This window comes from Streptomyces sp. NBC_01537, assembly GCF_045040445.1.
Taxonomy (GTDB): Bacteria; Actinomycetota; Actinomycetes; order Streptomycetales; family Streptomycetaceae; genus Actinacidiphila.
The window spans coordinates 5,675,100-5,701,213 of the sequence record NZ_CP109392.1 but is presented as its reverse complement, the minus strand read 5'-3'; the positions used below and the strand labels follow the sequence as shown (position 1 = coordinate 5,701,213).

The 26,114-nt window shown below is 71.6% G+C and carries 23 protein-coding genes; 7 read left to right on the top strand and 16 right to left on the bottom strand.

Translation table 11 applies throughout. From position 1 onward, the window contains the following. Positions 1 to 36 precede the first annotated feature (36 nt). Together OG607_RS26350 and OG607_RS26345 are read left to right on the top strand one after the other, a co-directional pair. On the top strand, positions 37 to 1,236 hold the full coding sequence (locus OG607_RS26350) for a PLP-dependent aminotransferase family protein (RefSeq protein ID WP_405728285.1): 1,200 nt from the start codon (positions 37 to 39) through the stop codon (positions 1,234 to 1,236). Positions 1,237 to 1,435: 199 nt separating this feature from the next. Continuing rightward, positions 1,436 to 2,218: an SDR family oxidoreductase gene (locus tag OG607_RS26345; RefSeq protein ID WP_405737058.1), complete on the top strand. Its 783-nt coding sequence runs from the start codon at positions 1,436 to 1,438 to the stop codon at positions 2,216 to 2,218. A 142-nt stretch (positions 2,219 to 2,360) separates the two neighbouring features. Here the strand turns inward: OG607_RS26345 and trxA are convergent, their stop codons facing one another. The 13 genes from trxA to OG607_RS26280 all read right to left on the bottom strand — a co-directional run bounded on the left by trxA (position 2,361) and on the right by OG607_RS26280 (position 17,212). Continuing rightward, a complete protein-coding gene (trxA, locus tag OG607_RS26340; protein WP_405728282.1) occupies positions 2,361 to 2,675 on the bottom strand; it encodes a thioredoxin in 315 nt (104 codons plus the stop codon). Then, on the bottom strand, positions 2,672 to 3,079 hold the full coding sequence (locus OG607_RS26335; RefSeq protein WP_405728279.1) for a MerR family transcriptional regulator: 408 nt from the start codon (positions 3,077 to 3,079) through the stop codon (positions 2,672 to 2,674). Before OG607_RS26335 ends, trxA begins: the two co-directional genes overlap by 4 nt. Before the next feature lie 42 nt (positions 3,080 to 3,121). Continuing rightward, positions 3,122 to 4,225 carry an ADP-ribosylglycohydrolase family protein gene (locus OG607_RS26330; protein ID WP_405728276.1) on the bottom strand — a complete coding sequence of 368 codons (1,104 nt, stop codon included), beginning with the start codon at positions 4,223 to 4,225 and terminating at the stop codon, positions 3,122 to 3,124. A gap of 59 nt (positions 4,226 to 4,284) precedes the next feature. Then, on the bottom strand, positions 4,285 to 6,885 hold the full coding sequence (locus OG607_RS26325; protein WP_405728273.1) for a bifunctional FO biosynthesis protein CofGH: 2,601 nt from the start codon (positions 6,883 to 6,885) through the stop codon (positions 4,285 to 4,287). Positions 6,886 to 6,950: 65 nt separating this feature from the next. Then, entirely contained in the window at positions 6,951 to 7,529 is a 579-nt protein-coding gene (locus OG607_RS26320) for a Uma2 family endonuclease (protein ID WP_405728270.1), read from the bottom strand. 15 nt (positions 7,530 to 7,544) lie between these two features. Continuing rightward, positions 7,545 to 7,964, bottom strand: coding sequence for a roadblock/LC7 domain-containing protein (locus OG607_RS26315; RefSeq protein WP_405728267.1), 420 nt, complete (start codon positions 7,962 to 7,964; stop codon positions 7,545 to 7,547). A gap of 12 nt (positions 7,965 to 7,976) precedes the next feature. After that, positions 7,977 to 10,085, bottom strand: a complete 2,109-nt coding sequence (locus tag OG607_RS26310) for a nitrate- and nitrite sensing domain-containing protein (protein WP_405728264.1) — start codon at positions 10,083 to 10,085, stop codon at positions 7,977 to 7,979. A 197-nt stretch (positions 10,086 to 10,282) separates the two neighbouring features. Beyond that, positions 10,283 to 12,013 carry an amidohydrolase family protein gene (locus tag OG607_RS26305; RefSeq protein WP_405728261.1) on the bottom strand — a complete coding sequence of 577 codons (1,731 nt, stop codon included), beginning with the start codon at positions 12,011 to 12,013 and terminating at the stop codon, positions 10,283 to 10,285. A gap of 114 nt (positions 12,014 to 12,127) precedes the next feature. Beyond that, the gene (locus OG607_RS26300) at positions 12,128 to 13,255 is read right to left on the bottom strand and encodes an LLM class flavin-dependent oxidoreductase (RefSeq protein ID WP_405728258.1); all 1,128 of its coding nucleotides are present in this window, start codon (positions 13,253 to 13,255) and stop codon (positions 12,128 to 12,130) included. 107 nt (positions 13,256 to 13,362) lie between these two features. After that, entirely contained in the window at positions 13,363 to 14,118 is a 756-nt protein-coding gene (locus OG607_RS26295) for an SDR family NAD(P)-dependent oxidoreductase (protein ID WP_405728255.1), read from the bottom strand. A gap of 42 nt (positions 14,119 to 14,160) precedes the next feature. Further along, entirely contained in the window at positions 14,161 to 15,039 is an 879-nt protein-coding gene (locus OG607_RS26290; protein ID WP_405737055.1) for a TIGR03619 family F420-dependent LLM class oxidoreductase, read from the bottom strand. A gap of 162 nt (positions 15,040 to 15,201) precedes the next feature. Then, entirely contained in the window at positions 15,202 to 16,437 is a 1,236-nt protein-coding gene (locus OG607_RS26285) for an amidohydrolase family protein (protein WP_405728252.1), read from the bottom strand. A gap of 58 nt (positions 16,438 to 16,495) precedes the next feature. Further along, positions 16,496 to 17,212, bottom strand: coding sequence for an AMP-binding protein (locus OG607_RS26280; protein ID WP_405728249.1), 717 nt, complete (start codon positions 17,210 to 17,212; stop codon positions 16,496 to 16,498). Between the two features lie 256 nt (positions 17,213 to 17,468). On the opposite strand from OG607_RS26280, the gene OG607_RS26275 reads away from it, so the two are divergent. After that, on the top strand, positions 17,469 to 20,417 hold the full coding sequence (locus OG607_RS26275) for a BTAD domain-containing putative transcriptional regulator (protein WP_405728246.1): 2,949 nt from the start codon (positions 17,469 to 17,471) through the stop codon (positions 20,415 to 20,417). Positions 20,418 to 20,595: 178 nt separating this feature from the next. Then, positions 20,596 to 20,727 (top strand): hypothetical protein, encoded by a 132-nt coding sequence (locus OG607_RS26270; protein ID WP_405728243.1) that lies wholly within the window; start codon positions 20,596 to 20,598, stop codon positions 20,725 to 20,727. A gap of 174 nt (positions 20,728 to 20,901) precedes the next feature. On the opposite strand, the gene OG607_RS26265 is transcribed toward OG607_RS26270, so the two are convergent. Next, positions 20,902 to 21,600: a class I SAM-dependent methyltransferase gene (locus tag OG607_RS26265; protein ID WP_405728240.1), complete on the bottom strand. Its 699-nt coding sequence runs from the start codon at positions 21,598 to 21,600 to the stop codon at positions 20,902 to 20,904. A gap of 77 nt (positions 21,601 to 21,677) precedes the next feature. After that, the gene (locus tag OG607_RS26260) at positions 21,678 to 23,243 is read right to left on the bottom strand and encodes a FadD3 family acyl-CoA ligase (RefSeq protein ID WP_405728237.1); all 1,566 of its coding nucleotides are present in this window, start codon (positions 23,241 to 23,243) and stop codon (positions 21,678 to 21,680) included. 58 nt (positions 23,244 to 23,301) lie between these two features. On the opposite strand from OG607_RS26260, the gene OG607_RS26255 reads away from it, so the two are divergent. The 3 genes from OG607_RS26255 to OG607_RS26245 are packed head-to-tail and all read left to right on the top strand — an operon-like array spanning position 23,302 to position 25,613. Continuing rightward, positions 23,302 to 24,450, top strand: a complete 1,149-nt coding sequence (locus OG607_RS26255; protein ID WP_405728234.1) for a lipid-transfer protein — start codon at positions 23,302 to 23,304, stop codon at positions 24,448 to 24,450. 1 nt (position 24,451) lies between these two features. After that, entirely contained in the window at positions 24,452 to 24,859 is a 408-nt protein-coding gene (locus tag OG607_RS26250; RefSeq protein ID WP_405728231.1) for a Zn-ribbon domain-containing OB-fold protein, read from the top strand. After that, positions 24,828 to 25,613 (top strand): enoyl-CoA hydratase/isomerase family protein, encoded by a 786-nt coding sequence (locus OG607_RS26245; protein WP_405728228.1) that lies wholly within the window; start codon positions 24,828 to 24,830, stop codon positions 25,611 to 25,613. The genes OG607_RS26250 and OG607_RS26245 overlap by 32 nt, the downstream gene beginning before the upstream one ends. A gap of 3 nt (positions 25,614 to 25,616) precedes the next feature. Here the strand turns inward: OG607_RS26245 and OG607_RS26240 are convergent, their stop codons facing one another. Next, positions 25,617 to 26,078 carry a hypothetical protein gene (locus tag OG607_RS26240; protein ID WP_405728225.1) on the bottom strand — a complete coding sequence of 154 codons (462 nt, stop codon included), beginning with the start codon at positions 26,076 to 26,078 and terminating at the stop codon, positions 25,617 to 25,619. Positions 26,079 to 26,114 lie beyond the last annotated feature (36 nt).

Sequence of the window (26,114 nt, the reverse complement as noted above, 5' to 3'; positions counted from 1 at the left end):
CCACTTCTGTATGAGCTCACGAGCGAAGGAGCCACCATGCGCGCACCCGTCCCCGGTATCGCCGCCCGCGCCGCCTCGGTCGGTGCCTCGCCCGTACGCGAGATCCTCGCGCTGACCGCGCGGCCCGAGGTGATCTCCTTCGCGGGCGGCCTGCCCGCCCCCGACTTCTTCGACACGGAGGGGATCCGGGCGGCGTACGACCGCGTACTTGCCGAGGATCCACGGCGCGCGCTGCAGTACTCCACGACCGAGGGCGACCCCGACCTGCGCATGTCGGTCGCGAACCGGCTCTGCGCAAGGGGCCTTACGACCGAGCCGGACGACCTCCTGGTCACCGGCGGCTCGCAGCAGGCGCTGACCCTCCTCGCGACAGCCCTGCTCGAACCCGGCGACGTGGTGCTGGTCGAGGACCCGACCTACCTGGCGGCGCTGCAGTGCTTCGCCTTCGCGGGCGCGCGAGTCGTGCCGGTGCCGTCCGACGAGGAGGGCATCGACCCGGCCGCCCTGGAGGAGCTGGTGATCCGCGAGCGGCCCAAGCTGCTCTACGTCATCCCGACCTTCCAGAACCCGACCGGCCGCACCCTCCCGGCCGCCCGGCGCGCGCAGGTCGCGGAGATCGCCGAACGGCACGGCCTGTGGATCGCAGAGGACGACCCGTACGGCGAGCTGCGCTACGAGGGCGAGCACGCGCCCTGGATCGCGTCCTTCCCGGCCGCCGCCGACCGCACCGTCCTGCTCGGCAGCTTCTCCAAGATCATGGCCCCCGGCATGCGCCTGGGCTGGCTGCGCGCACCCGCCGCAATGCGCCGCGCCTGCGTCATCACCAAGCAGGCCGCCGACCTGCACACCTCCACCGTCGACCAGGCCGCCGCCGCCCGCTACCTCGCCGACTCCGACCTCGACGCCCACCTCGCCCGCGTCCGCGGCGCCTACCGCGACCGCCGCGACGCCCTCCTGGACGGCCTCGGCGACGCCCTCCCGCCCGGCAGCTCCTGGAACCGTCCCGAAGGCGGCATGTTCATCTGGGCCCGGCTCCCCCAGGGCCACGACGCCACCGCCCTGCTGCCCGTCGCGGTCGCCCACGACGTCGCCTACGTCCCCGGCGCCCCCTTCTTCGCCGGCCCGCCCGACCCCGCGTCACTGCGGCTGTCCTTCGTCACCCACACCCCGGACGAGATCCGGGAAGGCCTGGTGCGCCTAGCCAAAGCCCTGGCAATCCAAGCCCCCAACCCCTAAGCTGACGCCCCGTCAGCAATGGCCACCGCCCACCAGGCATCTGCGGCCGACGGTAGGCGAGTGAGCCGAAGCGAAGCGGCCGCTGTCGAAAGGGAGACGCGCGCAGGGAGCGAGGCACGAGCGACCGAGCACGTCGACCGTCGACAGTGGCTGAGCGCAGCGGAGGCGAACTCGCCTCCAAAAAAAGGGGGGAGGCGTGATGCTGCTTCAGGGCAGAACCGTGGTCGTCTCCGGCGTCGGCGCGGGCCTCGGCCAGCGCGTGGCCGCCGCCGTCGTGCGGGACGGCGGCAACGCCGTCCTCGGGGCGCGTACGGAGGCGGTCCTCGCGAAGGCCGCCGAGGCGATCGACCCCGAGGGCGGCCGGACCGCCTGGCGGGCGGCCGACATCACCGACGAGGCGCAGTGCGACGCCCTGGCCGCCCTGGCGCTCGAGCGCTTCGGCGCGATCGACGCCGTCGTCAACGTCGCCGCCATGGATGCCCACTTCGGCGGTCTGGAGGACGCCGACTTCGCCACCTGGCAGCAGGTCATCGACGTGAACCTCCTCGGCGGCCTGCGCATGACGCGCGCCTGCCTGCCCGCCCTGAAGCGGCGCGGCGGTTCCGTGGTCCTCATCGGCACCCAGTCCTCGGTCGCCGCCCCCACCCAGGTCCGCCAGGCCGCCTACGCCGCTTCCAAGGGCGCCCTCACCTCCGCGATGTACTCGCTCGCCCGCGAGCTCGGCCCGCACCGCATCCGGGTCAACACCGTGCTCCCCGGCTGGATGTGGGGGCCGCCGGTGCAGGCGTACGTCCAGTACACGGCGCACATCGAAGCCGTGCCGGAGGAGGAGGTGCTGGCCCGGCTCACCGAGCGCATGGCGCTGCCCGAGCTGGCCACGGACGGCGACGTGGCGGAGGCCGTGGTGTTCCTGGCCTCCGACCGGGCCCGGGCGATCACCGGGCAGTCCCTGCTGGTGAACGCCGGCGAGCTCATGCGGTAGCGCTCCGCTTGGAGGCCTGTGTTCAGCGTGCGCCTCGTGGTGGGCTGGTCGCGCAGTTCCCCACGCCCCAAAGGCGTCCCGCCGGACCGCAGACCGCATGCGACGCGCGCGCCGTGGCGGACAGGTCGCGCAGTTCCCCGCGCTAGATCACCTCGGCCAGCTCCTGCATCAGCCGCCGCTTGGGCCGGGCGCCCACCATGGACTTCACGGGCTCACCGTCGCGGAACACCATCAGCGTCGGCATCGAGAGCACGCCGTACGCGGACTGCGTCCCGGGGTTGGTGTCCACGTCGAGCTGGACCACCTTCAGACGGCCCTCCTCCTCGCGGGCCACCTCCTCCAGCACGGGCTCGATCTGCCGGCACGGCCCGCACCAGTCGGCCGTGAACTCCACCAGGACCGGCAGGCCGGCCTTGAGGACCTCCTCGGCGAAGGTCTCGTCGGTCACCGTCTTCATCGCGTACTCCCATCGCCGTGGCCATCACTGTGGCCGTCACAGGTGAACTCGCAGCGCGGCTCGGCCCTCGCCAGCCGGGCCTCGATCCCGTCCCGGACTTCTGTCAGCCGGGCGATGCAGTCGTCCAGCTCGGTCAGCTTGCGCCGGTAGACCTCGATCGAGGCCTCGCAGGAGTCGCCCTCGGGGTGGCCCGCGCGCAGGCAGTCCACGAAGGGCCTGGTCTCCTCCAGCTCGAAACCGAAGTCCCGCAGCAGCTGGATCTGGCGCAGGAGCGCCAGATCCGTCTCGTCGTAGGCCCGGTAGCCGTTGCCCGTGCGCCGCGCGCGCAGGAGGCCCCGCGACTCGTAATAGCGCAGTGCGCGTGTCGTGGTTCCCGCCCGCTCGGCCAGCTCTCCGATCCGCATGGGCACGACGGTAGACCTTGACGCCGACGTCAAGGCCAGCGTCTACGCGTTCGGGTACCGGTCCATCCACACCGGCGAGGCGCCGTTGGGGCTGTGCAGGGTCGGGGCCTGGGTCATCTCCATGGCGAAGTCGTCCGCGAGCTGGAGGATGGTGCCGCGCCCCTCGAGCTCGGCGACCCAGGCCGGGGGCAGGGCGGTCTCGCCGTGCTGGACGCCGAGGATGTTGCCGCAGATGGAGCCGGTGGAGTCGCTGTCGCCGGAGTGGTTGACGGCCAGCAGCAGCCCGTGGCGTACGTCCTCGGCGACGAGGGCGCAGTAGACGCCGATGGCGAGGGCCTCCTCGGCGGTCCAGCCCTCCCCGAGGGACTCGACACGGGTCGCCGTCGGCAGGCCTTGGCGTACGGCCCCCAGGGCTCTCTGGAGGGCGTCGGTGGTCTCCTCGTGGCCGGGGTAGGCGGAGAGGAGGCCCAGGGCCCGCTGGACGGCGGCGTCAAGGCCTTCGCCACGGGTGAGGCCGTGGACGATGACGGCGAAGGCTCCGGCGGCGAGGGTGCCGGTGGGGTGGCCGTGGGTCTGGGCGGCGCACTCGATGGCGAGCTGGAAGACGAGCTGCGGCTCCCAGCCGACGAGGAGTCCGAAGGGCGCGCTGCGCATGACGGTTCCGCAGCCCTTGGACTCGGGGTTCTTGGGCTTGGCGAGGGTGCCCATGACGTCGTCGCCGAGGCCGCTGAGGCACGCGCGGCCGGGGGCGCGGCGGGAGTAGAGCCACTCCTCGCGGGCGAGCCAGCCGGTGTCCTTGCGGCGCTCGTCGGGGCCCCAGTCGTGCTGGGTGGCGGCCCAGCGCAGATAGGCGCGGTGGATGTCGGTGGGCGGGTGCCAGGCGCCGCTGTCGCGGCGGACCTGGGCGCGTATCAGCCCTTCGGCGGTGAAGAGCGTCATCTGCGTGTCGTCGGTGACCGCGCCGCGTCTGCCGAAGGCGACCACGTAGTCGGTGACGCCGTCCTGGCCGTGCGCCTGGCGGATCGCCTCCAGCGAGTCGAATTCGACGCCCGCGCCCAGCGCGTCGCCGATCGCCCCGCCCAGCAGGCAGCCACGGACGCGGCTGCGGAAATCCTGTTGCTGCGCCCGTCCCCACACCGTGGTCATCGCCGCGCTCCCCTCGCCACAGGATCGGTCCGACGAAGCACTCTATTTGACATAACCGGTCAGCTGTCGAGCACCGGCAGGAGCTCCGGCAGGTGGCCGTCCGAGGCCAGACCGGCCTTTTGCCTTTCCTCCGCGACTTCTCCATATGTGGTCGTACGCTGCCGGGTCGGGCGTCCCGCCAGGTCCGCGATGGCGACCAGGCCCTGGATGGACTTGTACGAGCCGTAACTCGATCCCGCCATCCGGGAGATGGTCTCCTCCATCAGCGTGCCGCCCAGGTCATTGGCCCCGGAGCGCAGCATCTCGGCGGCGCCTTCCGCGCCGAGCTTGACCCAGCTGGTCTGGATGTTGGGGATGTGCGGGTGGAGGAGGAGGCGGGCCATCGCGGTGACGGCCCGGTTGTCGCGCGGGGTCGGGCCGGGGCGGGCGATGCCGGCCAGGTAGACGGGCGCGTTTGTGTGGATGAAGGGGAGAGTCACGAATTCCGTGAAGCCACCGGTCTCCTGCTGGATCTGCGCGAGGAGCCGCAGGTGGCCGAGCCAGTGGTGGGGCTGGTCCACATGCCCGTACATCATCGTGGAGGAGGAGCGGATGCCCAGCTCATGGGCGGTCCTGACCACCTCGACCCAGGTGGCGGTCGGCAGCTTGCCCTTGGTGAGGACCCAGCGCACCTCGTCGTCCAGGATCTCGGCCGCCGTGCCGGGGATGGAGTCCAGCCCGGCCTCCTTGGCGGCCGACAGCCAGTCCCGGATGGACATGCCGGTGCGCGTGGCGCCGTTGGCGACCTCCATCGGGGAGAAGGCGTGCACGTGCATGCCGGGCACGCGCTCCTTCACGGCACGCGCGATGTCGAAATACGCCGTCCCCGGCAGGTCCGGGTGGATGCCGCCCTGCATGCACACCTCGGTGGCCCCGACCTCCCAGGCCTGCTCGGCACGGTCGGCGACCTGGGAGAGGGACAGGGTGTAGGCGTCGGCGTCGGTGCGGCGCTGCGCGAAAGCGCAGAAACGGCAGCCGGTGTAACAGACGTTGGTGAAGTTGATGTTGCGCGTGACGATGTACGTCACCTCGTCGCCGACCACGTCCTTGCGCACGTCGTCCGCGATCCGGCAGAGCGCGTCCAGCGCCGGGCCGTCCGCGTGGAGGAGTGCGAGCGCCTCGGCGTCCGTGAGCTTCGTCGGGTCGTCGGCCGCCACCCGCAGGGCGGCTTTGACATCGGCCTCCACCCGGTCCGGGACCATGCCCGGGGCGGCCTGCTCACGCAGTGCCTCCCAGTCGCCGTAGACCGCGTCGAAGTCGTCGCGGCGGTCGGCGGTGCGGCCGGTGGTGTCGATGGTCGCGTGCAGGTCGGTGCGTCCGGAGGACGTGAAGGCCTCCTCCGGCTCCTGCCACGGCAGGCCCTGCGGCTTGACGTCCTCCAGTGCGAGCCCGCTCTCCGGGTCCGCCAGGGCCCGTACGTGCGGCAGCAGCCGGGGGTCGAGCCACGGCTCGCCGCGCTGGACGAACTCCGGGTAGATCGCGAGGCGTTCGCGCAGGGTGAAGCCGGCCGCCGCCGAGTGCCCGGCGAGGTCGTCGATGTGCGGCCAGGGCCGCTCCGGGTTGACATGGTCCGGCGTGAGCGGCGAAACGCCGCCCCAGTCGTCGATGCCGGCCGCGATGAGCCTCGCGTACTCCGCGTCCACCAGGTTCGGCGGCGCCTGCAGGCAGGCCGACGGGCCCATGATGTGCCGGGCCACCGCGACCGTGGCGAGCAGGTCGTCCAGGTCCGCGTCCGGCATCCCGCGCATCGCCGTGTCCGGCTTGGCGCGGAAGTTCTGGATGATCAGCTCCTGGATGCCGTGGTACGAGCGGGAGATGCGGCGCAGTGCGAACAGCGACTCCGCCCGCTCCTCGTACGTCTCCCCGATCCCTATCAGCAACCCGCTGGTGAACGGCACATTGCTGCGCCCCGCGTCCTCCAGCACGCGCAGGCGCACGGCCGGCTCCTTGTCCGGCGAGCCGAAGTGCGGGCCGCCGGGCTCGCTCCACAGCCTGGTCGCCGTGGTCTCCAGCATCATGCCCATGGAGGGTGCGACGGGCTTGAGGCGCTGGAAGTCCGTCCAGCTCAGCACGCCGGGGTTGAGGTGCGGGAGCAGCCCCGTCTCCTCCAGGATCCGGATCGAAATGGCCCGTACGTACGCGATCGTGTCGTCGTACCCCTCGGCCTCCAGCCACTCCCGGGCCTCCGGCCAGCGGTCCTCCGGCTTGTCGCCGAGCGTGATCAGGGCTTCCTTGCAGCCCAGTTCGGCGCCCCGGCGGGCGATGGCCAGGACCTCGTCCGGGGACATGAACATGCCGTGGCCCGCGCGGCGCAGCTTCCCTGGGACGGTGACGAAGGTGCAGTAGTGGCACTTGTCGCGGCACAGCCGCGTGAGCGGGATGAACACGCTCTTCGAGTACGTGATCACGCCCGGGCGGCCGGCACTCTCCAGCCCCGCGTCCCGGATGCGGGCGGCGCCTGCCATCAGGTCCACGAGGTCGCTGCCGCGCGCCTGGAGCAGGATCCCGGCTTCCGTCACGTCCAGGGCGACGCCGTCGCGCGCGCGTTTCAGCGCACGTCGCATGCCGTTGGCGGTGGGCGGCGTGTTCTGCGCCTCCGGGCGTGGCTCGCGTTGCGTCATCCCACGAGCATAGGTCGGGCCTGTTGCCCCTGCCGTGTCACGTTGATCACGGGCAATCCGTCCGTTCAGGCGGTGAGGTCCTTGACGCTGTAGCGGGGCAGGCCGACGGTCTCGACGGTCCACCCGCCGATGGTGATCGCGTCGCCGTACGCGTACCTCAGCCGGTTGTCGTAGACGGGGCGGCCATGCTCGGTGGCCGGGCCGTGATGGTGCAGGCAGGTGCCGTCGCGCGGGTCCACGATCAGGTAGTGCGGGATTCCCATGGCCGGGTAGTCATGGGCCTTGGCCTCGTAGTCATTGGCCGGGTTGGACGGGGAGACGATTTCGACGGCGAGAAGAATCTCGCGGGGGCCGAGGGGGTCGTCGGTGTCCATCGCCGCCTCCGGGACCACGAGGATGTCCGGGATGCGCAGTTTGCCAAGGGATGCCTCCTCGACGTCTGTGGCTCCCGCCGCGATCAGTCCCGGCGCGAGCTGGGCGTCGAGTTGCCGGCTGATGAGCTTGGCCGTGAGCTGGTGGCGCGGGCGCGGGCTGATCATCATGACGATCTGGCCGTCGCTGATCTCGGGCCAGCTCAGACCGGCGGGCGGCGTGAAAGCATCGCGCAGCGCGCGCAGGTGCCGGTAGATCCCGGTTTGCGCCATGCTGCGAGCGTAGCCTCAGCCGACCGCCAGCGGGGCCTGGCGCAGCTCGCCGACCAGTTGCGGGGTGAGGAGTTCACCGGCACGGTCGGCGAGGACGGCCATCTCGTAGCCGACGAGGCCGACGTCGCAGCCTTCGGCGGCGAGGACGCCGAGGCAGGAGCCGTCGCGGATGCGGCCGACCATCATGAAGCCGCCGTGCATCTCGATCATGACGAGCTTCATGCCCTGGAAGCCGTGGGTGCGGGAAGCGTTCTGGGCCAGGGAGGTGATGCCGGAGACCACGGCGGCGAGGTGGTCGGCGCGGTCGCGGCCGAGACCGTCGGAGGCGGCCATGAGCAGGCCGTCGGAGGAGACGGCGACGGCATCGGTGACACCGTCGGCGGTGCGGACGAACTCGGAGACGAGCCAGCCGAAGCTCTGGAGTGCGGTGGTCATGGGGGGACCGTCCTATCTGGACTCGGCGCGGGCGACGCCCGCTCGGAAGCCGTTGAGCATGCTGGAGACGTTCTCGGGGGTGCGTGGGGGCTTGCGGGCCGCTGCCGGTCCGTCGGGCGGGGCGGTCACCGGGGCGAGCAGCCGGGCCGGGATCGTGACGAGGGCGGAGACGCCGCCGCCGGGGGTGTCGAAGAGCCGGACCTCGACGTCGAGGCGGCGGGCGAGGCGGCCGACGACGTAGTGGCCGAGGAAGCGGGTCGGGGCGACGAGGAACGCTTCGTCTCCGGCGAGGCGGGCGTTGGAGCGGTCGAGGTCGGCGGCGGGCATGCCGACGCCGTGGTCTACGACGGCGATGCAGTACTCGTCGCCGTCGGCCCAGCCGTGGACCTCGACGGGCTCGGTCGGGGGCGAGAAGGTGAGCGCGTTCTCGACGATCTCGGCGAGCAGGTGGGCCAGGTCGGCGACGGCGTGCCCGCGCAGGGCGCACGGCTCGACGGTGGCGACCATGACCCGCCGGTACTGCTCGACCTCGGCGATCGCGGACTGCACGAGTTCGAGCCCGTTCGCGGTGCCGTTGGAGGAGCGCGGCGTGTGCTGGCCGACGAGGACGAGCAGGCTCTCGGCGTTACGCCGCATGCGCGTGGCGAGGTGGTCGAGTTCGAAGAGCTCGGCCAGTGCGTCGGGGTCCAGCTCCTGGTTCTCCAGGCGGGTGATGAGGCCGAGCTGGCGGCGGATGAGGCCCTGGTTGCGGCGGCCGAGGTTGGCCAGGGACTCGGTGGTGTTGCGGCGCAGCACAGCCTGCTCGGCGGCGAGCCCGACGGCGGTGCGCTCGACGCCGCGCAGGGCCTCGGCGACCTTGGTGACCTCCTCGGCGCCGCGCGTCGCCTTCGCTGCCACCGTTCGCGTTTCGTCCGCTTCGTCCGCTTCATCCTCGTCCCCCTCGGCCGGCAGCTTGCCGTCCTCCTGGATCCGCCGTACGGCCTCCGGCAGCCGCTGCCGCGCGACCTCGTCGGCGTCGCGGACGAGTGCGTCCAGGGGTCGGGTGATGGAGCGGGAGGCCAGCCACCAGGCGGCGGTGACCAGGGCGAGGGCGAGAAGGCCGGCGCCGAGGTATTCGAGGAGCCTGGTGGTGGCCGCGTCGCTGAGCTGCGAGGTGCGCGTGCGCAGGTCGGCCCCGACCTCCTGCTGCACCGCGTACAGCGCGTCGACGAGGGTGGTCATGTCGTCCCACCACGCCTCGGCGTCGATGTGCAGGGCAGAGCCGTCGACTCCGCGCTCGGCCAGATCCTCGTACGACTGGGCGCTGTGGGCCGCGACGGAGCTGAAGGCGTTGGTGAGGGCCGCGCGCTGGCCGGCGGTCGCGACCTGGTTGAAGCGGTCGAGAGCCGCGAGCCGGGCGGCCCGCACCTCGGTGAAGTCCAGGAACTGGGTGCGGGTGAAGGACCCGGCGACGAACACGCCGTTCAGCGAGCCGCGCTCCAGGGCGAGGGACTCCTTCGCCGACGCCAGGGCCTGCATCGCGGCGAGGCCGTCGCGCAGTTTGCGGTCGCCGCGGGCGTCGTTGTCGGCGGCCGGGTCCTCGGCGTTGAGGGTGGTGATGGCGGCGGTGTAGAAGTCCAGTGTGGTGGTGGGGTCGGCGACGTTGATGTCGACGTCGGCGCGTACCGGGGTGAGGCGGTCGAGCTTGTCCTGCACGGAGACGACGACGGCGGGCTCGTTGCGCAGGCCGTACAGCGCGGTGTCGACCTTCTTGCGCTGCGCGCGCAGCTGCGCGGCGTACTCCTCGCCACCGCTGAGGTAGCCGTTGGTCAGGCCGCGCTCGCGTTGCAGCTCGTGGACCAGATTCTGCACGCGCAGGGAGATGTCGACCTCGGATCTCGTCTTGCGCGCGTCGTCGTAGCTCTCGATACGGCCCTCTACGGCCAGGCCCACCATCGCCAGCAGCAGACACGTCGGAACCGTGAGCACCACCGCGACCCGGCCCCGGACGGTGCGCCAGCCGGGCAAGGGGCGCCTGCGCAGGGCGCGTACGCGTCTCAGCGCGGCGGCGAGGACCGCCTGCGCCGCGGGAGGGGCGGCCGGTTTGGCACGCCGTGCCCGCACGGGGCCGGGACGCGCCACGGGTCCGGGACGCGCTTCTTCCGGTGCCGGCTCGCTCTGTGCCGCCGGTGTCTGCTCCGTCGTGCCTGTTGTCCCGCCCCTCATGCAATGAAGTTAGTCCTCCGGCCCCGATAGCCGGTTTCCGTTTTGTTAGGGCTTGTTATCGGTGGGTTGCACGTGTCTCACAGTTGCTGATGAGGCATCAGACAACTCGGTGGTCAAGCCGTGCTCACCGTCCGGGTGTCCCGGCCGGATCTCAGTACGCTGCCGGGGATCGCCCCGGTGATCTCGTCGTCCCTGATCGTCTCGACCCCGTTCACGCGCACGCTGCGCACACCCTGCGCGCGCGAGTCCAGGCGCGGGCTGTCCCCCGGCAGGTCGTGCACGAGGGTCGCCACGCCCGCGTCGATCCGCTCCGGGTCGAAAAGCACCAGGTCGGCGTGGTAGCCCTGGGCGATCCGGCCGCGCCCGCGCAGACCGAACAGGCGTGCCGGGTCGTCGGTCAGCATGCGCACGGCGCGTTCCAGCGGGAGAAGCTTGCGCCTGCGCAGGCAGTCCCCCAGGAAGCGGGTCGTGTACGGCGCCCCGCACATCCGGTCCAGGTGCGCGCCCGCGTCCGAGCCGCCCAGCATCACGTCCTCGTGCTCCCAGGTCCGGCGGCGCAGCTCCCAGCTGTCGGGGTCGTTGTCGGTCGGCATCGGCCACAGGACGGTGCGCAGGTCGTCGTTGGCGCAGATCTCCACCAGCGTCCGGAAGGGCTCCTGGCCGCGCTCGGCCGCGATGTCCCGTACGACGCGGCCGCTGACGCCCGCGTTCGCCTCCGTATATGTGTCCCCGATGACATACCGCCCGAAGTCCGCCAGCCGCCGGAAGACGCCCGCCTCGGGGCTGTCCGCCCGGCGCAGCATCTCGGTGCGCACCGCCGGGTCGCGCAGCTTCGCGATGCGCTCGGGCACCGGGAGCGACAGGATCTCGCCCCAGCCGGGGATGAGGTTCAGGGCGCAGAAGGTGCCCAGCGACATGTTCATGGGGGTCAGGATCGGCATCGTCAGCGCCACGATCCGGCCGCCCGCTTTCCGGGCCCGCTCGGAGGCGAGCAGCTGGCGCGGGACGCGCTGCGGGACGGAGGCGTCGATGGTGAGGACATTCCAGTTGAGCGGCCGGCCGGCCGTCGCCGACATGTTCACGAACAGGTCGATCTCGTCGTCCGAGAACTGGTCCAGGCAGCCCGCCACGATCGCCTCGATCTGCGTGCCCTCGTGCTCGCCGACGGCCTTGGACAGCGCCAGCAGTTCGGCCGGGCCGGCATGGCGGGAGGCGACGGGCTTTCCGTCACCGTCGGAGTGGGTGGAGGACTGGGTGGTCGACAGGCCCCAGCCGCCGGCCTCCATCGAGGCGTGGAACAGCCGCAGCATCTCCTCCAGCTGGGCGGGGCTCGGCTGCCCGCCGACCGCGTCCGGCCCCATGACGTGCCTGCGCAGCGCGCAGTGGCCCACCATGAAGCCCGCGTTGACCGCGATCCGGCCTTCGAGCGCGTCGAGGTACTCCCCGAAGGACCGCCACGTCCAGTCGACGCCGTCTTCGAGGGCGGCCAGGGACATCCCCTCGACCTTGGACATCATGCGGCGCGTGTAGTCCGCGTCCTCCGGCCTGAGAGGGGCCAGGGTGAAGCCGCAGTTGCCGCCCGCGACGGTCGTCACCCCGTGGTTCATCGACGGCGTCGCGAACGGGTCCCAGAACAGCTGCGCGTCGTAGTGCGTGTGCGGGTCCACGAAGCCGGGGGTGAGGACGAGGCCTGTCGCGTCCTCGGCGCTCCGGGCGGACTCCTTCGTGGTCCCGGGCTCCGCGATCACGGCTATCCGGCCCTCCCGGATGCCGACGTCGGCGGTACGGGCGGGGGCGCCGGTGCCGTCCACGACGGTCGCGCCGCGTATCAGGTGGTCGAGCATGGCTGCCCCTTTCCGGGGTGAATTTCAGAAGGCGCACAGCCCGGTGTGGCCCCCGGCGCCGGGGGCCGCCCCGGGCCGGGGGCCGGGCGGCGGTCCGGGAAGACGCCGCCCCGTTCAGTGACCGGCGGCGTCGCGGAACCGCGTCGTCCGGTGCACCGGATCCGTGTCGATCTTGGGGATGACGTGCTCGCCGACCAGCCGGATCGTCCTCAGCGTGTCCTCGTACGGGACACCGACCGGCATCCCGAAGGACAGCTGGTCCGCGCCCGCCGCCTCCCAGCGCTTGCACTGGGCGAGCGCGTCGTCGGGGTCGCCGATGATGATCAGCTCCTCGTCGACCAGCATCTCGACCAGCTCCTCCGTGTACTGCGGGAGCAGCTCCGGCCACTGCGGGATGTACTCAGGGCGCGGGAAGGTGTCGTGGTAGCGGAAGAGCAGCGACTGCAGGTAGTTCAGATTGCTGGACGCGGCGATGCGCACCGCTTCCTTGCGGGTCTCGGCGACGATCGCGGTCGTGGTGACCATGACGTTGTCGTTGACGTAGCCGCCGATCGGCTCGGCGTCGCGGATCGCGGTCTTGTAGGAGTCGACGACCCACTCCATGTCGGAGACCTTCTGCACGCTGAAGCCCAGCACGCCCAGCCCCTTGCGCGCCGCCATCGCGTACGAGGAGGGCGACCCGGCGGCGTACCACATGGCCGGGTGGGATGCCCCGAACGGCTTGGGGAGCACCTTGCGGGGCGGCAGGGACCAGTGCTTGCCCTGGAAGCCCTGGTACTCGTCCTGGAGCCACATCTTGGGGAACTCGCCGATCGTCTCCTCCCAGATCTCCTTGGTGGCGTTCATGTCCGTGACGCCGGGCATGAAGCCGAGGATCTCGTGGCTGCCGGCGCCGCGCCCGGTGCCGAACTCGAAGCGGCGGTTGGAGAGATGGTCGAGCATGGCGACCTTCTCGGCGACCTTCACCGGGTGGTTGACCGCCGGGAGGGGGTTGAAGATGCCGGAGCCCAGGTGGATGTGCTCGGTGGCGTGGGTGAGATAGCCGATGTAGACGTCGTTGGCGGACAGGTGCGAGTACTCGTCCAGGAAGTGGTGCTCGCTGAACCACGCGTACTTGAAGCCCGACTTGTCCGCCTGGATGACGTACTCGGTCTCCTCCATCAGAGCGTGGTGCTCCGCGTCGGGCTCGACCTGGGAGCGGAAGTTGGGCACGTATCCCTGTACGAAGATGCCGAATTCCAAGGGTTCACCGTCCCTAGCTTTTCTGACGCATCGTCAGATATCTGAAACGACTCTTCCACCGACCTGATGGACCGTCAAGTAGCTGGAGGGGCCCTTCGGAACGCCCTTCAGAACAGCGACACCCCGGCCAGCCAGCCGCCGTCGATCACAAACGGCTGCCCTGTGATGTACGAGGAGTCCTCGCTGGTCAGGAAGAGCGCGAGGCGCGCCACCTCCTCCGGGCGGCCGATCCGCGCGAGCGGCACGAGCTTGCCGTACAGCGCGTCCAGCGCCTCGCTCGTAACGCCCTCCCCGGGGTTGGACATCGGTGTGTCGATCGCCCCCGGGCACATCGCGTTGACCCGGATGCCCTTGCCGGCCAGCTCCATCGCCGCGACCCGCGTCATCCCGAGGATCGCGGCCTTCGAGGCGGCGTACGAGGTCACTCCGGCCATGCCGGTGAGCGCGACATACGACGCCGTGTTCACGATCGTGCCGCCGCCCGCCGCCTCCAGCGCCGGGATCGCGGTGCGCATGCCGAGAAACGCGCCGACCTGGTTGACCTGCACGACCTGCAGGAACTCCTCCAGCGGGGTGGTGGCCAGCTCGTTGAAGCGCAGGATCCCGGCGTTGTTGACCAGCCCGTCCAGCCGCCCGTACGTGTCGGTGGCGAGGGCGACGGCCGCGGTCCAGTCCTCCTCCTTGCTCACGTCGAGGTGGATGTACCGCCCGCCGATGTCGTCGGCCACGGCACGGCCCTGCTCGTCCAGCACGTCCGCCAGGACGAGCCGTGCTCCCTCCGCCGCGAAGAGCCGCGCCTCCTGCTCACCCTGGCCACGCGCAGCGCCGGTGATCAGTACGACCCGGCCGTCCAGCTTGCCCATCGCTTCCCCTTCGGTCTCAGGGCCTGCCCGGGGGGACAGGCCCTAGTCGAGATACGGCGCCACCTCACCGGCGAACGCCTCCATCTGGTCCGTCAGCTCGCCCCTGCTCCGGCACCGGAAGCGGACCTGCAACTGCCCCACCCCCATGGCCGCGTACGCCCTCAGGCTCTCCGCGATCGCCTCCCCCTTGCCGTGCAGCGTCCGCCGCCCGACCGGCCAGCTCGGCTCCCCCACGTACAGCGGCTCGGCGATCGCCCCGATCACGATCGGCCGTTCGATCCCGGCGGCCTCGCGCAGCTCCCGTATCCGCCCGATCTGCGCGGGCAGCCGGTCCCGGGGGTCGCCCTGCGGCAACCACCCGTCGCCCTTCAGCGCGGCCCTGCGGACCGCCGCGGGCGACGACCCGCCGACCCACACCGGCACCGGCTCCTGAACCGGCCCCGGCAGCTGTCCGCCTGCCGCCCACAGCGCCCGTACGGCGTCGATCGCCGCGTCCAGCACCGCTCCGCGCCGCTCGAAGTCCACCCCCAGCGCCTCGAACTCCGCACGCACATGCCCCGCGCCCACCCCGAGGATCAGCCGCCCGGAGGACAGGTGGTCCACCGTCGCGTACTGCTTCGCCGTGAGGAGGGGGTGGCGAAGGCCGATCACCGCGACATGGCTGAGCAGCCGTACGTTCGTGGTGACCGCGGCGAGATGGGCGAGCGTCGCCACGGGGTCGTACCAGGTCGCGCTCATCGCGGGCGCGAGATCCGGCGGGATCGCGACGTGGTCGCACGAGGCGATGTACGCGAAGCGGAGGCGGTCCGCCGCCCGCGCGACCTCGACGAGGTCGGCCGGGCCGTCGGCCTCGGCCTCCCAGGGCTCCGCGTAGAGGGTGCTCTGGGACTGGACGGGCAGTTGCATGCCGTAGGTCATCATGGGCGTCACCGCCTCCGTTCGGGGGTCCAGGGGCGGCGACGCCCCGGGTTGCGCAGCCGTCGGCTGCGCTGTGTCCTCAATCGCCGGGCGGGCTGAATTCAGCCCGTCCGGCGATTGAGGACGGAACCGGCCACCGGGACGGCCCCCGGCAAACCATTCCGGTCACCGCACCAGCGGCGCCGCGTCCGCCCACAGACCGTCGGCCGTCAGGCCGAGCAGCTCGATCGCGTTGCCCCGGACGATCCGCTCGACGACATCCGGCGCCAGGTGCCCCATCTGGGACTCCCCGACCTCCTTGGACTTCGGCCAGGTCGAGTCCGAGTGCGGATAGTCCGTCTCGTAGAGCACATTGCCGACCCCGATCGCGTCGAGGTTCCGCAGCCCGACCGCGTCGTCGAAGAAGCACCCGTAGATGTGCTCCGCGAACAGCTCGCTCGGCGGCCGGAGGACCTTGTCGGCGACGCCGCCCCAGCCTCGGTTCTCCTCCCACACCACATCCGCCCGCTCAAGGATGTAGGGGATCCAGCCGATCTGCCCTTCGGCGTACATGATCCTCAGATTCGGGAAGCGGTCGAACTTCCCCGACATCAGCCAGTCCACCATCGAGAAGCAGCAGTTGGCGAAGGTGATGGTGGAGCCGACCGCGGCCGGTGCGTCCGCCGACGTGGAGGGCATCCGCGACGACGACCCGATGTGCATGGCGATGACCGTCCCGGTCTCGTCGCACGCGCGCAGGAAGGGGTCCCAGTCGTCCGTGTGGATGGACGGCAGTCCGAGCGCCGGGGGGATCTCCGAGAAGCACACCGCCCGCACGCCCCGCGCCGCGTTCCGCCGCACCTCCGCCGCCGCCAGTTCCGCGTCCCATAGGGGGATCAGGGTGAGGGGTATGAGCCGCCCGCGCGCATGGGGCCCGCACCACTCCTCCACCATCCAGTCGTTGTAGGCGCGCACGCACAGCAGCCCCAGCTCGTGGTCCTTGGCCTCGGTGAAGGTCTGCCCGCAGAAGCGCGGGAAGGTGGGGAAGCACAGGGCGGACTGCACATGGTTGACGTCCATGTCCTCCAGCCGCTCGGGGACGCTGTACGAGCCGGGCCGCATCTGCTCGTACGTGATCGCCTCCAGCCTCACCTCGTCCCTGCTGTAGCCGACAGCCGTGTCGAGGCGGGTGAGCGGCCTGCGCAGGCCCTCGTACAGCCACCAGTCGGCGAGCGGGCCGTCATCGCCGGGCTCGCCCATGCGCGGGGCGAAGCGGCCGCCGACGAAGCTGATCGACTTCAGGGGCGCGCGGACGATGCGCGGGGCGGTGTCGTGGTAGGCCGACGGGAGGCGGTCCCGCCAGACGTTGGGGGGCTCGACCGTGTGGTCGTCCACCGAAATGATGAGCGGGAAGGTCTCCATGAGGACCACGGTAGCGCGAATCTGACGGTCCGTCAGTAAGCAGGTGGGCACCCGAGCGCTACGTGGCCACCGGCAGCAGGATCCGCCACACCGCCTCCTCCACACCGTGGGCGGACGCGATCCACCCCACGCTCTCCTCCGGCGTCCCCAGACCCGACACCCGGGCCATCTCCCCCAACAGCTCGGCCAGATCGCAGTGCCGGAGCGCCGCCTCCAGCCGGCCGCCGCCGAGCCCGTCCGCGACATACCGCTCATAGGCGGTGGCGGAGCGCAGCACGCCCACCTGCCGCCATCCCGTCGCCAGCCGCTCGACGGGCTCGCCGCCGACGCGGGCGCCGTCCGCCTCGATGACCTGCGTACGGCCGCGGTCCACGGCCAGCGCCGTCCAGGCGTCGCCGCCGGTGAGCACGGCCGCGGGCCGGCACAGGCCGACGGCCCGGGCGACGGTGTCCGTACGGTCCGGGCTGCCGCCGGCGGCCAGCGGCACCGCCGACATGCCCGCGTAGAGGCAGCCGAAGAAGGCACCGGCCAGGTCGACGCTCTGGGGGTAGGAGAGCAGGACGCGGCTGCCCGGGGGCAGCGACCGCCCGAGCCGGGCGGCCACCGCGCGGGCGCGGCGGTCGAGGTCGGCGAAGGTGCAGCCGAGGTAGGGCATCGCGTCCGGCTGGCGGGCGGCACGGCGCCGCAGCACCGGTCCCGGCAGCCGGTGGACGCCGACGGGGATCCCGCCGCTGCGACCGGTCGGGTCGTTCGGGCCGTTCACGGCCTCCGGCATGCATCGTGAGCACATGGGCAGCCCGTCACTCCCCCCGGCACACGTACACGAATCGAATTGGCCCGACACACACAGCAAAGCCCCCGCGGCGACACAGACGGAACCTCAAATTCCTGGTAACACTTACGCGCTGAGCCCTCCGATCAGGCCCCTCATGGGTGACCCGGACCGGTTGACACGGCAAACTGGCACGGCGACCACTGTTCCGGTTGGCGATGAACGATCGATAAACGCGGGGCTCGGAGGGAGGGCGGGAATGGAGAGCGGCGCAGGACTGCGCTTCACGGTCCTCGGCCCGGTAAGGGTCTGGCTCGGCGACGAGCCGATCACCGGCATGCCGCCGCAGCAGCGTGCCCTGCTCGCCGCGCTGCTGCTGCGCGGCGGCCGGCCCGCCACCGCCGCCGAGCTCCTGGACGCCCTGTGGGGCGAGGAGCCGCCGCCCACCGCGCTGGCCGCGCTGCGCGGTTACGCGTTCCGCCTGCGCAAGGTCCTCGGCCCCGACGCCCTCACCACGGTCGACGGCGGCTACGTCCTGCACACCGACCCCGGCTGCCTCGATGTGACCGTCGCCGAGAGCCATGTCGCCGATGCCGAGAAGGCCCGCGACGCCACCCCCGCCGACCTGGGCAAGGCGCGCGCCGAACTCAACCGGGCCCTCGCCCTGTGGGACGGCGAGCCGCTGGCCGGCCTGCCCGGCCCGTACGCCGAAGGGCAGCGCCACCGCCTCAGCGAACTGCGGCTCCAGCTCACCGAGACCCGCCTCGACCTCGATCTCCAGGTCGGCTGCCATGCCGAAGCCGTCTCCGAACTGACGGCGCTGACCGCCGAGCAGCCGCTGCGCGAGCGCTTCCGCGCCCTGCTGATGCTCGCCCTGTACCGCAGCGGCCGCCAGGCCGAGGCGCTGGGCGTCTACGCCGACACCCGCCGCCTGCTCGCCGTGGAACTCGGCGTCGACCCCGGCGCCGAACTCACCGACCTCCACCAGCGCATCCTCGAAGGCGACCCGGCGCTGCTGGCGCCCCCCGCCTCCCAGGAGCAGACCGCGCCCGAGCCGGTCCGCCCCGCCCAGCTCCCCGCCACGGTCGCCGACTTCACCGGCCGGGCCTCGTTCGTACGCGAGCTGGGCGAGCACCTGGCCACCGCGTCCGGCGAGACGGACGGCGGCGGCATCATGGCTGTCTCCGCCCTGGCCGGCATCGGCGGCGTCGGCAAGACCACACTGGCCGTGCATGTCGCGCAGGCCGCCCGCGAGGCCTTCCCCGACGGGCAGCTGTACGTCGACCTTCAGGGCACCGACGCCCGCCCGGCGGAACCGGAGGCCGTCCTCGCGTCCTTCCTGCGCGCGCTGGGTATCGCCGACTCCTCCATACCGGACTCCCTGGCCGACCGCTCCGCGCTGTACCGCACCACACTGGCCGGCCGCCGCGTCCTGGCCCTGCTGGACAACGCCCACGACACCGCGCAGGTCAGGCCGTTGCTCCCGGGAACCCCGGGTTGCGCAGCGCTGATAACGAGCCGCGTGCGCATGGTGGATCTGGCCGGGGCCCATCTGGTCGACCTCGATGTCATGAGCCCCGAGGAGGCGTTGCAGCTCTTCACGCGCATCGTCGGCGAGGAGCGCGTCACCAGCGAGCGCCAGGCCGCCCTGGACGTCGTGGCCGCCTGCGGCTTCCTGCCGCTGGCCATCCGCATCGCCGCCTCCCGCCTGGCCACCCGCCGTACCTGGACCGTCTCCTTCCTCGCCCGCAAGCTCAGCGACGAACGCCGCCGCCTGGACGAGCTCAAGGCCGGCGACCTGGCCGTCAAAGCCACCTTCGAACTCGGCTACGGCCAGCTCACCAGCCGGCAGGCCCGCGCCTTCCGGCTCCTGGCCCTCCCCGACGGCCCCGACATCTCGCTCGCCGCGGCCGCCGCCGTCCTCGACATGGACCTGTACGACGCCGAAGAGCTCCTTGAGGCTTTAGTCGACATCAGCCTCATCGAATCCGCCGCCCCCGCCCGCTACCGCTTCCACGACCTGCTGCGGCTGTTCGCCCGCGACTGCGCGGAGCGCCACGAGACCGAGGAGTCGCGCTGCGCGGCGCTCTCGCGCCTGCTCGACTTCTACCTGGCCTCCGCCGCGCACGCGTACGAGCTGGAGAACCCCGGCGACCGCGTCCTGGACCACCTGGCGCCCGTGGCCCGGTCCGGCGCCGCCTTCGACACCCGCGACGACGCCCTGGAATGGCTCTTCACCGAGGCGCCCGGCCTGCTCGCCTCCGTACAGCAGGCCGCCGGCGGCGGCTGCAGCGGACCGCTCCGGCGCGGCGCCGACCTGCTGTTCGCCGCCCAGGACCTGCTGGAGTCCGGGGTCTACTCCCGCCAGTACGAGCAGGCCGCCCGCGCGCTGGTCACCACCACCGGCGACTGCGCCGAACTCCTCGCCGAGGGCCGCGCCCGGGTGCTGCTCGGCCAGTTGCACGGCCTGGCCGGCCAGTTCGACGAGGCCGACCAGGAGGCCAAGCGCGCCCTCGTCCTCGGCCTCGCCGCCGAGGACCCGGTCACCTGCAGTTACGCCCCCACCCTGCGCGGGATGATCGCGGCGTACAGCGGCCGTAACGAGGAGGCCTCCGACTACTACCGCTACGCCCTCGACGCCTACCGCGACGACGGCAACCGCCATGGCGAGGCCGCTTCCCTCAGCAACCTCTCCCGCGCGCTGATCGCCCTCGGCGACGTCCCGGCGGCCGTCGCCTCCGCCGAGCAGGCTCTCGTCCTCTACCGCGAACTCCAGGCCGGTTTCCGGCTGGGCAACGGGCTCTACGCCCTCGCCATCGCCCTCACCGCCGCCGACCGCCTCGACGAGGCCTTCGCCCGCCTCAGCGAGGCGCTGGAGGTCTTCCGCGAGGCACGGCAGCCCATGTGGGAAGGCATGGCCCTCTTCCGCATGTCCGAGGCTCAACTCGCCTCCGGCAACTTCCGCCAGGCGGCCGCCCTGTCCGAACAGTCCCTGGTCCTGCTCCGGCAGATCGGCGGAACATGGCGCCAGGCAAACGCCCTCACCCTCCTGGGCAAAGCCCTCGACGCCATCGGCCAGGCCGACCGCGCCCGCGCATGCTGGCACGACGCTCTCACGGAGTTCACGGCTCTCGGCTCCCCCGAGGCCGACCAGGTACGACGCCTCCTCGGCGACGCCGACTCCAACGCACCCGACATCGCCGTGTGATCGGTCCGGCCGGGCAACACCGCAGGTCCGGCCCCGCGAGGATTCCGTTTATCAGTTGATTATCGGCTGCTGCCACGATTCCATCACTGCAAGAGCTGCCCGCCTGGTAGCGCACGGGGGTCGTTGCCAGGCGGGCTCTGTATCCGTCCACCTCCGCGACGCCCAGGGGAGAGAACGTATGAGCGAGACGACGCCCGAGACCGAGGTCGAGGAGACCGAGACCACCACCACGGACACCGACGACGAGCCCACCACCGGCACCAAGACCGGCGACGGCACGGTCGAGCCCGACGGCTGGCACCAGACCTGAGCTGAGCCTCGGGGGAACGGGGAACGGGGAACGGGGCCTGGATCCGGGGGGATCCAGGGGGAGCGGCACCAGGGGGAACGGGGAGTGGGGACGTAAACGGGGGAAGAGGACCGACCGTGGCGCGGAGGGGGCGCCGCGGCCGGTCCTTTCCGTTTTCCGTTTCCGGATGCGCGATCAGCGCTTGACGCACGTGTAGGCGCCGTACACGGACCCCACGAACCCCACATCGACGATGTCGAAGCCGGCAGCGGCGAGCATGGGCTCCAGGAGCCAGCGGTAGGTGCTGAATTCGGTGCGCAGGTGCTCCGCGTAGTCCTCGCGGGTGTAGCCCTGCGCGGGGTCCTCCACCGCGCCGTCCATCCAGCGCTCCAGGACGGTGTCGGCCTCGGACGGCCGGAAGTCGAAGACGATGTCACGCAGGCGCAGGACGCCCCCGGGGCGCAGCATGCGCGCGACGCGGTCGAGGGCGACGCCCTTCCAGAAGTCGGGCAGCTGGTGCAGGGCATTACGGGTGTGGACGGCGTCGGCCGGCGGCCCCGCGTGCTCGTAGGAGAGAAATCCGGCATGCGCGAAGCTGACGTTCGACAGCCCGGCCTCCGCGGACCGCTTGCGCAGGGTGTCCTGCATGGCCGGGGAGATGTCGACCGCCACCACCTGGCCGAAGCGGCGGGCGGCGGCGAGGGTGAACTGGCCGGTGCCCGCGGCGAGGTCGACGACCGTGGCCGTATCGCCGATGCCGTGCGCGGCGAGGGCGGCGAGGTCGTCGGCCGGGTCGGGATGGCCCTGCTTGCGGTCGTAGCCGGCGACGAAGGCGTCGTCGAGGTGCTCGTGGCCTGCGTATGCGAGTTCGTCCAACACCCAGGGTTTGGTCATGCCCCGATTCTGGCCACCGGACGGTGCGGGGTGCTCGCGATTTTCACGCGCTCGCTATTTTCACCCGCTCGCGGTTTTCACCCGCGTGTGCGCAGCTCCCCCTTCACGACTTTGCCGCTCGCGTTGCGCGGCAGCTCGGCCAGGAACTCCACTTCCCTCGGCACCTTGTAGTTGGCCATCTCCCGCCGGGACCAGGCGATGACATCGTCCGCCGTGAGCGAGGCGCCCTCGCGCCGGACGACATACGCCTTGCCTACCTCCCCCAGCCGCCCGTCCGGGATGCCGACGACCGCCGCGTCGACGACGTCCGGGTGGCGGGCCAGCGACTGCTCGATCTCGGCCGGGTAGGCGTTGAAGCCGCCGACGATGAACATGTCCTTGATGCGGTCGGTGATGCGCAGGTTGCCGCCCGCATCCATCACTCCGACATCGCCCGTGTGCAGCCAGCCGTCCGCGTCGATGGCGGCCACGGTCGCCTCCGGGTCCTCCCAGTAGCCGGACATCACGTTGTAGCCGCGCACCAGCACCTCCCCCGGCTGCCCGGGACCGTCCGAGACCACCCGCACCTCGGTGTCCGGGATCGCCCGCCCGGACGTGGCGGCGATGACCTCGGCGGCATCCCCGCGCCGGCACATGGTGGCCATCCCGGTGGTCTCGCTCATGCCGTACGCGGTCAGTACGGTGGCGACCCCGAGCTCGCCGCGCAGCCGCTCCACGAGCTCCAGCGGCACGACCGCCGCGCCCGTGACCACCAGGCGCAGCGAGCCGAGGTCGTGCGCGCCTCGCGCCGGGTGGTCCAGGATCGACTGGTGCAGGGTGGGCGGGCCGGGCAGGACGGTGACGCGCTCGGCGGCGACATTGGCCAGGACGGTGCCGACGTTGAACACGGGCTGCGGGATCATCACGGCGCCGCGCATCAGGCAGGCGATGATCCCGGCCTTGTAGCCGAAGGTGTGGAAGAAGGGATTGACGATCAGATAGCGGTCGCCCTCCATCAGTCCCGCCAGCTCGCTCCAGGTCCCGAAGGCGCGCAGCGTCTGCTCATGGGTGATCATGGCGCCCTTGGGCCTGCCGGTGGTGCCGGAGGTGAAGACGATGTCCGAGAGATCGCCGGGCCGCACCGCCTCGCCCCGCTCCCGTACCGCCTCCCCCGTCACCGCGTCGCCGCCCGCCAGGAAGTCCTTCCAGGTGCGGTAGCCCTCCGGGGCGGTGTCGGACAGGACCACCACCTGTTCCAGATCCGGCAGTTCGCGCTCGGCCCGCGCCCGCCGCAGGGAAGCCACATACGAGGTCCCCAGGAAGGTGCCGGTGATGAAGAGCAGCCGGGCGCGGGTGCGCGCGAGCACATACGCGGCCTCCGTGCCCTTGAAGCGGGTGTTGAGCGGCACCAGAATCCCGCCCGCGCACACCGCCCCCAGCGCGGCGCTGATCCAGTCCGCCGTGTTCGGGGCCCAGACTGCCACCCGGTCGCCGGGCTCGACCCCCGCCGCGATGCACGCGGCCGCGGCCCGCTCGACGCGCTCGCCCAGCTCGGCGTAGGAGATCCGCTGCCGCCCGTCGACCACCGCCTCGCGTCCGGCGTACCGCCCGGCCGCGTCCCGTACGAGCCGGGGGATGCTGCCCCACTCCAGGTCACCACGCATGAGACCAACTCCGAACCTCATAGCTGACTATCCGTCAGATTAGCGATAGCCTGACGGAATGTCAGCACTCAAGGACGCCACCGCGATAGCCGGCATAGGCCAGACCACCTTCGCCAAGCGCCTCCCCGAGTCCGAGAAGACCCTCGCCTGCCGGGCAGTCCTCGCCGCGCTCGACGACGCGGGCATCGAGCCGTCGGCCGTGGACGCCTTCGCGTCCTACACGATGGAAGAGACGGACGAGGTCGAGCTCGCCAAGGCCATCGGCGCCGGTGACGTCACCTTCTTCTCCAAGACCGGCTACGGGGGCGGCGGTTCCTGCGCGACCGTCGCCCATCTCGCCGCCGCGATCGCCACCGGCCAGGCCACCGTCGGTGTCGCCTGGCGCTCCCGCAAGCGCGGCAGCGGCCCGCGCCCCTGGACGAACACCGCCGCCCAGCTGCCCACCCCCGCCCAGTGGACCAGGCCCTTCGGGCTGCTGCGCCCCGCCGACGAGATCGCGATGCTGGCCCGCCGCTATCTGCACGAGTACGGCGCGACCCGCGACCACCTGTTCAATGTCGCCCTGGCCTGCCGCAACCGCGCCAACCAGAATCCGGCCGCCGTGATGTACGACCGCCCGCTCACCCGCGAGATGTACATGACCTCCCGCTGGATCAGCGAGCCGCTCTGCCTCTTCGACAACTGCCTGGAGACCGACGGCGCCCTGGCCTGCGTCGTCGTCTCCGCCGAGCGCGCCCGCGACTGCCGCCGCCCGCCCGTCTACATCCACTCCGCCGCCCAGGGCCTGCCCGCCCAGCACCACGGCATGGTCAACTACTGGAACGACGACCCCCTCACCGGCCCCGCCTGGACCGCCGCCCGGCACCTGTGGAAGAACGCCGACCTCGCCCCCGAGGACATCGACGTCGCCCAGATCTACGACGCGTTCACCCCCCTCATCCCGCTCTCCCTGGAGGGCTACGGCTTCTGCGGGCGCGGCGAGGGCGCCGCCTTCACCGAGGGCGGCGCCCTCGAAATCGGCGGCCGGCTCCCCCTCAACACCGGCGGCGGCGGCCTCAGCGAGGCGTACGTACACGGCTTCAACCTCATCACCGAGGGCGTCAAGCAACTGCGCGGCACCTCCACCGCCCAGGTCCCGAACGCCGCCGCCTGCCTGGTCACGGCGGGCGAGGGAGTCCCGACCTCCGCCCTCCTCCTGAGGAGTTGAGATGCTCCAGCCCCTGATCGACGACGACGGCGCCCCCTTCTGGGAGTACGCCCGCGCCGGCGAACTCCGCGTCCAGGCCTGCACCGACTGCGACCGCCTGCGCTTCCCGCCCCGCCCCTGCTGCCCGCACTGCCAGTCGTTCGGCTCGCAGTGGCGGCTTGTCAGCGGCCGCGGGCGCGTCTGGTCCTACGTCGTCCCGCATCCGCCCCTGCTGCCGGACTACGCCGCCCAGGCCCCGTACAACGTCATCCTCGTCGAGCTCGCCGAGGACCCCCGCATCCGGCTGGTCGGCAACCTCGTCACGGCCCCGGACGCGCCCCTGGGCTCCCTCGACCCGGCCCGTATCCGTATCGGCTCGGCCGTGAAGGCGGTGTTCCATGACGGCATCCCCCGCTGGCTTGCGGTGTGAGACGAAGGACGGCGTCGCGCTCGTCACCCTCGACCGGCCCGACCGCCACAACGCGATCGACCTCGCCACCGCCACCGAACTAAAAGCCCTCTGGCGGCAGTTCAGAATGACCGACGACATCAACGTCATCGTCCTCACCGGCTCCGGCGACCGCGCCTTCTGCACCGGCATCGACCGTGACGCCACCGCCGGCATCCCGCAGCCGTCATCCCCCTTCTGCGTCGACGACCCACTGCACGCCGTCGGGCCCAAGGCCAACGACCTCTGGAAACCCGTCATCGCCGCCGTCAACGGCATGGCCTGCGGCGGCGCCTTCTACTTCCTCGGCGAGAGTGAATTCATCATCGCCGCCGCCCATGCCACCTTCTTCGACCCCCACACCACCTACGGCATGGTCAGCGCCTACGAGGCCATCTCCATGGCCCAGCGCATGCCCTACGGCGAGGTCATGCGCATGTCCCTCATGGGCACCGCCGAACACCTCACCGCGCAACGCGCCTACGAAACCGGCCTGGTCAGCGAGGTCGTCCCCGGCCCCGACCTCCTCGAAACCGCCCTGCGCACAGCGGCCGTCATCGCCTCCCACCCCACCGAAGCCGTCCAGGGCACGGTCCGAGCCGTCTGGTCCGCCCACGAGGCGGCGCGCGCACACGCCCTTGCGCATGCGCCGCACCTCATCGCCCTGGGCAGTCTGCCCCTGGAGCGGCAGGCGGAGCTGTTCACCGCCAGGCGCCGCGACTTCCGCGTTCGCTGACCGTCAGGAAAGGCCGGTGACCTTGCAGGTGAGGTGACCGTCATCGAGCTCCGGGTTGTCCATCTCGACCACGACGTTCGTCGTTCCGCCGGCGGTGATGTACGCCCCCTTCCGGCCGGTGTCGACCTTCTTCCCGTCCGCGTCGTAGAAGGTCACCTCCACGACGTAGTCCCCGCCCTTGCCGCCCGCGGTGTCATCGACGACGACCACCGAACTGCCGTCACCGTCGGCGCAGGACATCACGCTCGCGGTCGGCTTCGTACCGCTGCCGGACGTACTGCCGGACGTGCTGCCGGACGAACCGGTGTTGTACGAGTGCGAGGTGCTGTGGCTGCTGCTGCACCCGCCGCCACTGCCACTCCCACTGCTGCGGTGCTTGTGCACCCGGGTCTGGAACCCGGTCAACGACACGACCACGACGGCGAGTACGGCGACAAGCCGCAGCCCGCCCAAACGACGCTGCATGAGTGAACCCCCGTTGGAATGCCAAAACGGCGATCA

Bases quoted from the DNA above. Each gene is read 5' to 3' on its own strand.
- OG607_RS26255 (WP_405728234.1), top strand. From the start codon at position 23,302: ATGTCAGCACTCAAGGACGCCACCGCGATAGCCGGCATAGGCCAGACC.
- OG607_RS26275 (WP_405728246.1), top strand. From the start codon at position 17,469: ATGGAGAGCGGCGCAGGACTGCGCTTCACGGTCCTCGGCCCGGTAAGG.
- OG607_RS26285 (WP_405728252.1), bottom strand. From the start codon at position 16,437: ATGGAGACCTTCCCGCTCATCATTTCGGTGGACGACCACACGGTCGAG.
- OG607_RS26320 (WP_405728270.1), bottom strand. From the start codon at position 7,529: ATGGCGCAAACCGGGATCTACCGGCACCTGCGCGCGCTGCGCGATGCT.
- OG607_RS26350 (WP_405728285.1), top strand. From the start codon at position 37: ATGCGCGCACCCGTCCCCGGTATCGCCGCCCGCGCCGCCTCGGTCGGT.
- OG607_RS26240 (WP_405728225.1), bottom strand. From the start codon at position 26,078: ATGCAGCGTCGTTTGGGCGGGCTGCGGCTTGTCGCCGTACTCGCCGTC.
- OG607_RS26295 (WP_405728255.1), bottom strand. From the start codon at position 14,118: ATGGGCAAGCTGGACGGCCGGGTCGTACTGATCACCGGCGCTGCGCGT.
- OG607_RS26330 (WP_405728276.1), bottom strand. From the start codon at position 4,225: ATGACCACGGTGTGGGGACGGGCGCAGCAACAGGATTTCCGCAGCCGC.
- OG607_RS26260 (WP_405728237.1), bottom strand. From the start codon at position 23,243: ATGCGTGGTGACCTGGAGTGGGGCAGCATCCCCCGGCTCGTACGGGAC.
- OG607_RS26250 (WP_405728231.1), top strand. From the start codon at position 24,452: ATGCTCCAGCCCCTGATCGACGACGACGGCGCCCCCTTCTGGGAGTAC.
- OG607_RS26290 (WP_405737055.1), bottom strand. From the start codon at position 15,039: ATGATGACCTACGGCATGCAACTGCCCGTCCAGTCCCAGAGCACCCTC.
- trxA (WP_405728282.1), bottom strand. From the start codon at position 2,675: ATGAAGACGGTGACCGACGAGACCTTCGCCGAGGAGGTCCTCAAGGCC.
- OG607_RS26270 (WP_405728243.1), top strand. From the start codon at position 20,596: ATGAGCGAGACGACGCCCGAGACCGAGGTCGAGGAGACCGAGACCACC.
- OG607_RS26305 (WP_405728261.1), bottom strand. From the start codon at position 12,013: ATGCTCGACCACCTGATACGCGGCGCGACCGTCGTGGACGGCACCGGC.
- OG607_RS26325 (WP_405728273.1), bottom strand. From the start codon at position 6,885: ATGACGCAACGCGAGCCACGCCCGGAGGCGCAGAACACGCCGCCCACC.
- OG607_RS26345 (WP_405737058.1), top strand. From the start codon at position 1,436: ATGCTGCTTCAGGGCAGAACCGTGGTCGTCTCCGGCGTCGGCGCGGGC.
- OG607_RS26265 (WP_405728240.1), bottom strand. From the start codon at position 21,600: ATGACCAAACCCTGGGTGTTGGACGAACTCGCATACGCAGGCCACGAG.
- OG607_RS26335 (WP_405728279.1), bottom strand. From the start codon at position 3,079: ATGCGGATCGGAGAGCTGGCCGAGCGGGCGGGAACCACGACACGCGCA.
- OG607_RS26280 (WP_405728249.1), bottom strand. From the start codon at position 17,212: ATGCCGGAGGCCGTGAACGGCCCGAACGACCCGACCGGTCGCAGCGGC.
- OG607_RS26245 (WP_405728228.1), top strand. From the start codon at position 24,828: ATGACGGCATCCCCCGCTGGCTTGCGGTGTGAGACGAAGGACGGCGTC.
- OG607_RS26315 (WP_405728267.1), bottom strand. From the start codon at position 7,964: ATGACCACCGCACTCCAGAGCTTCGGCTGGCTCGTCTCCGAGTTCGTC.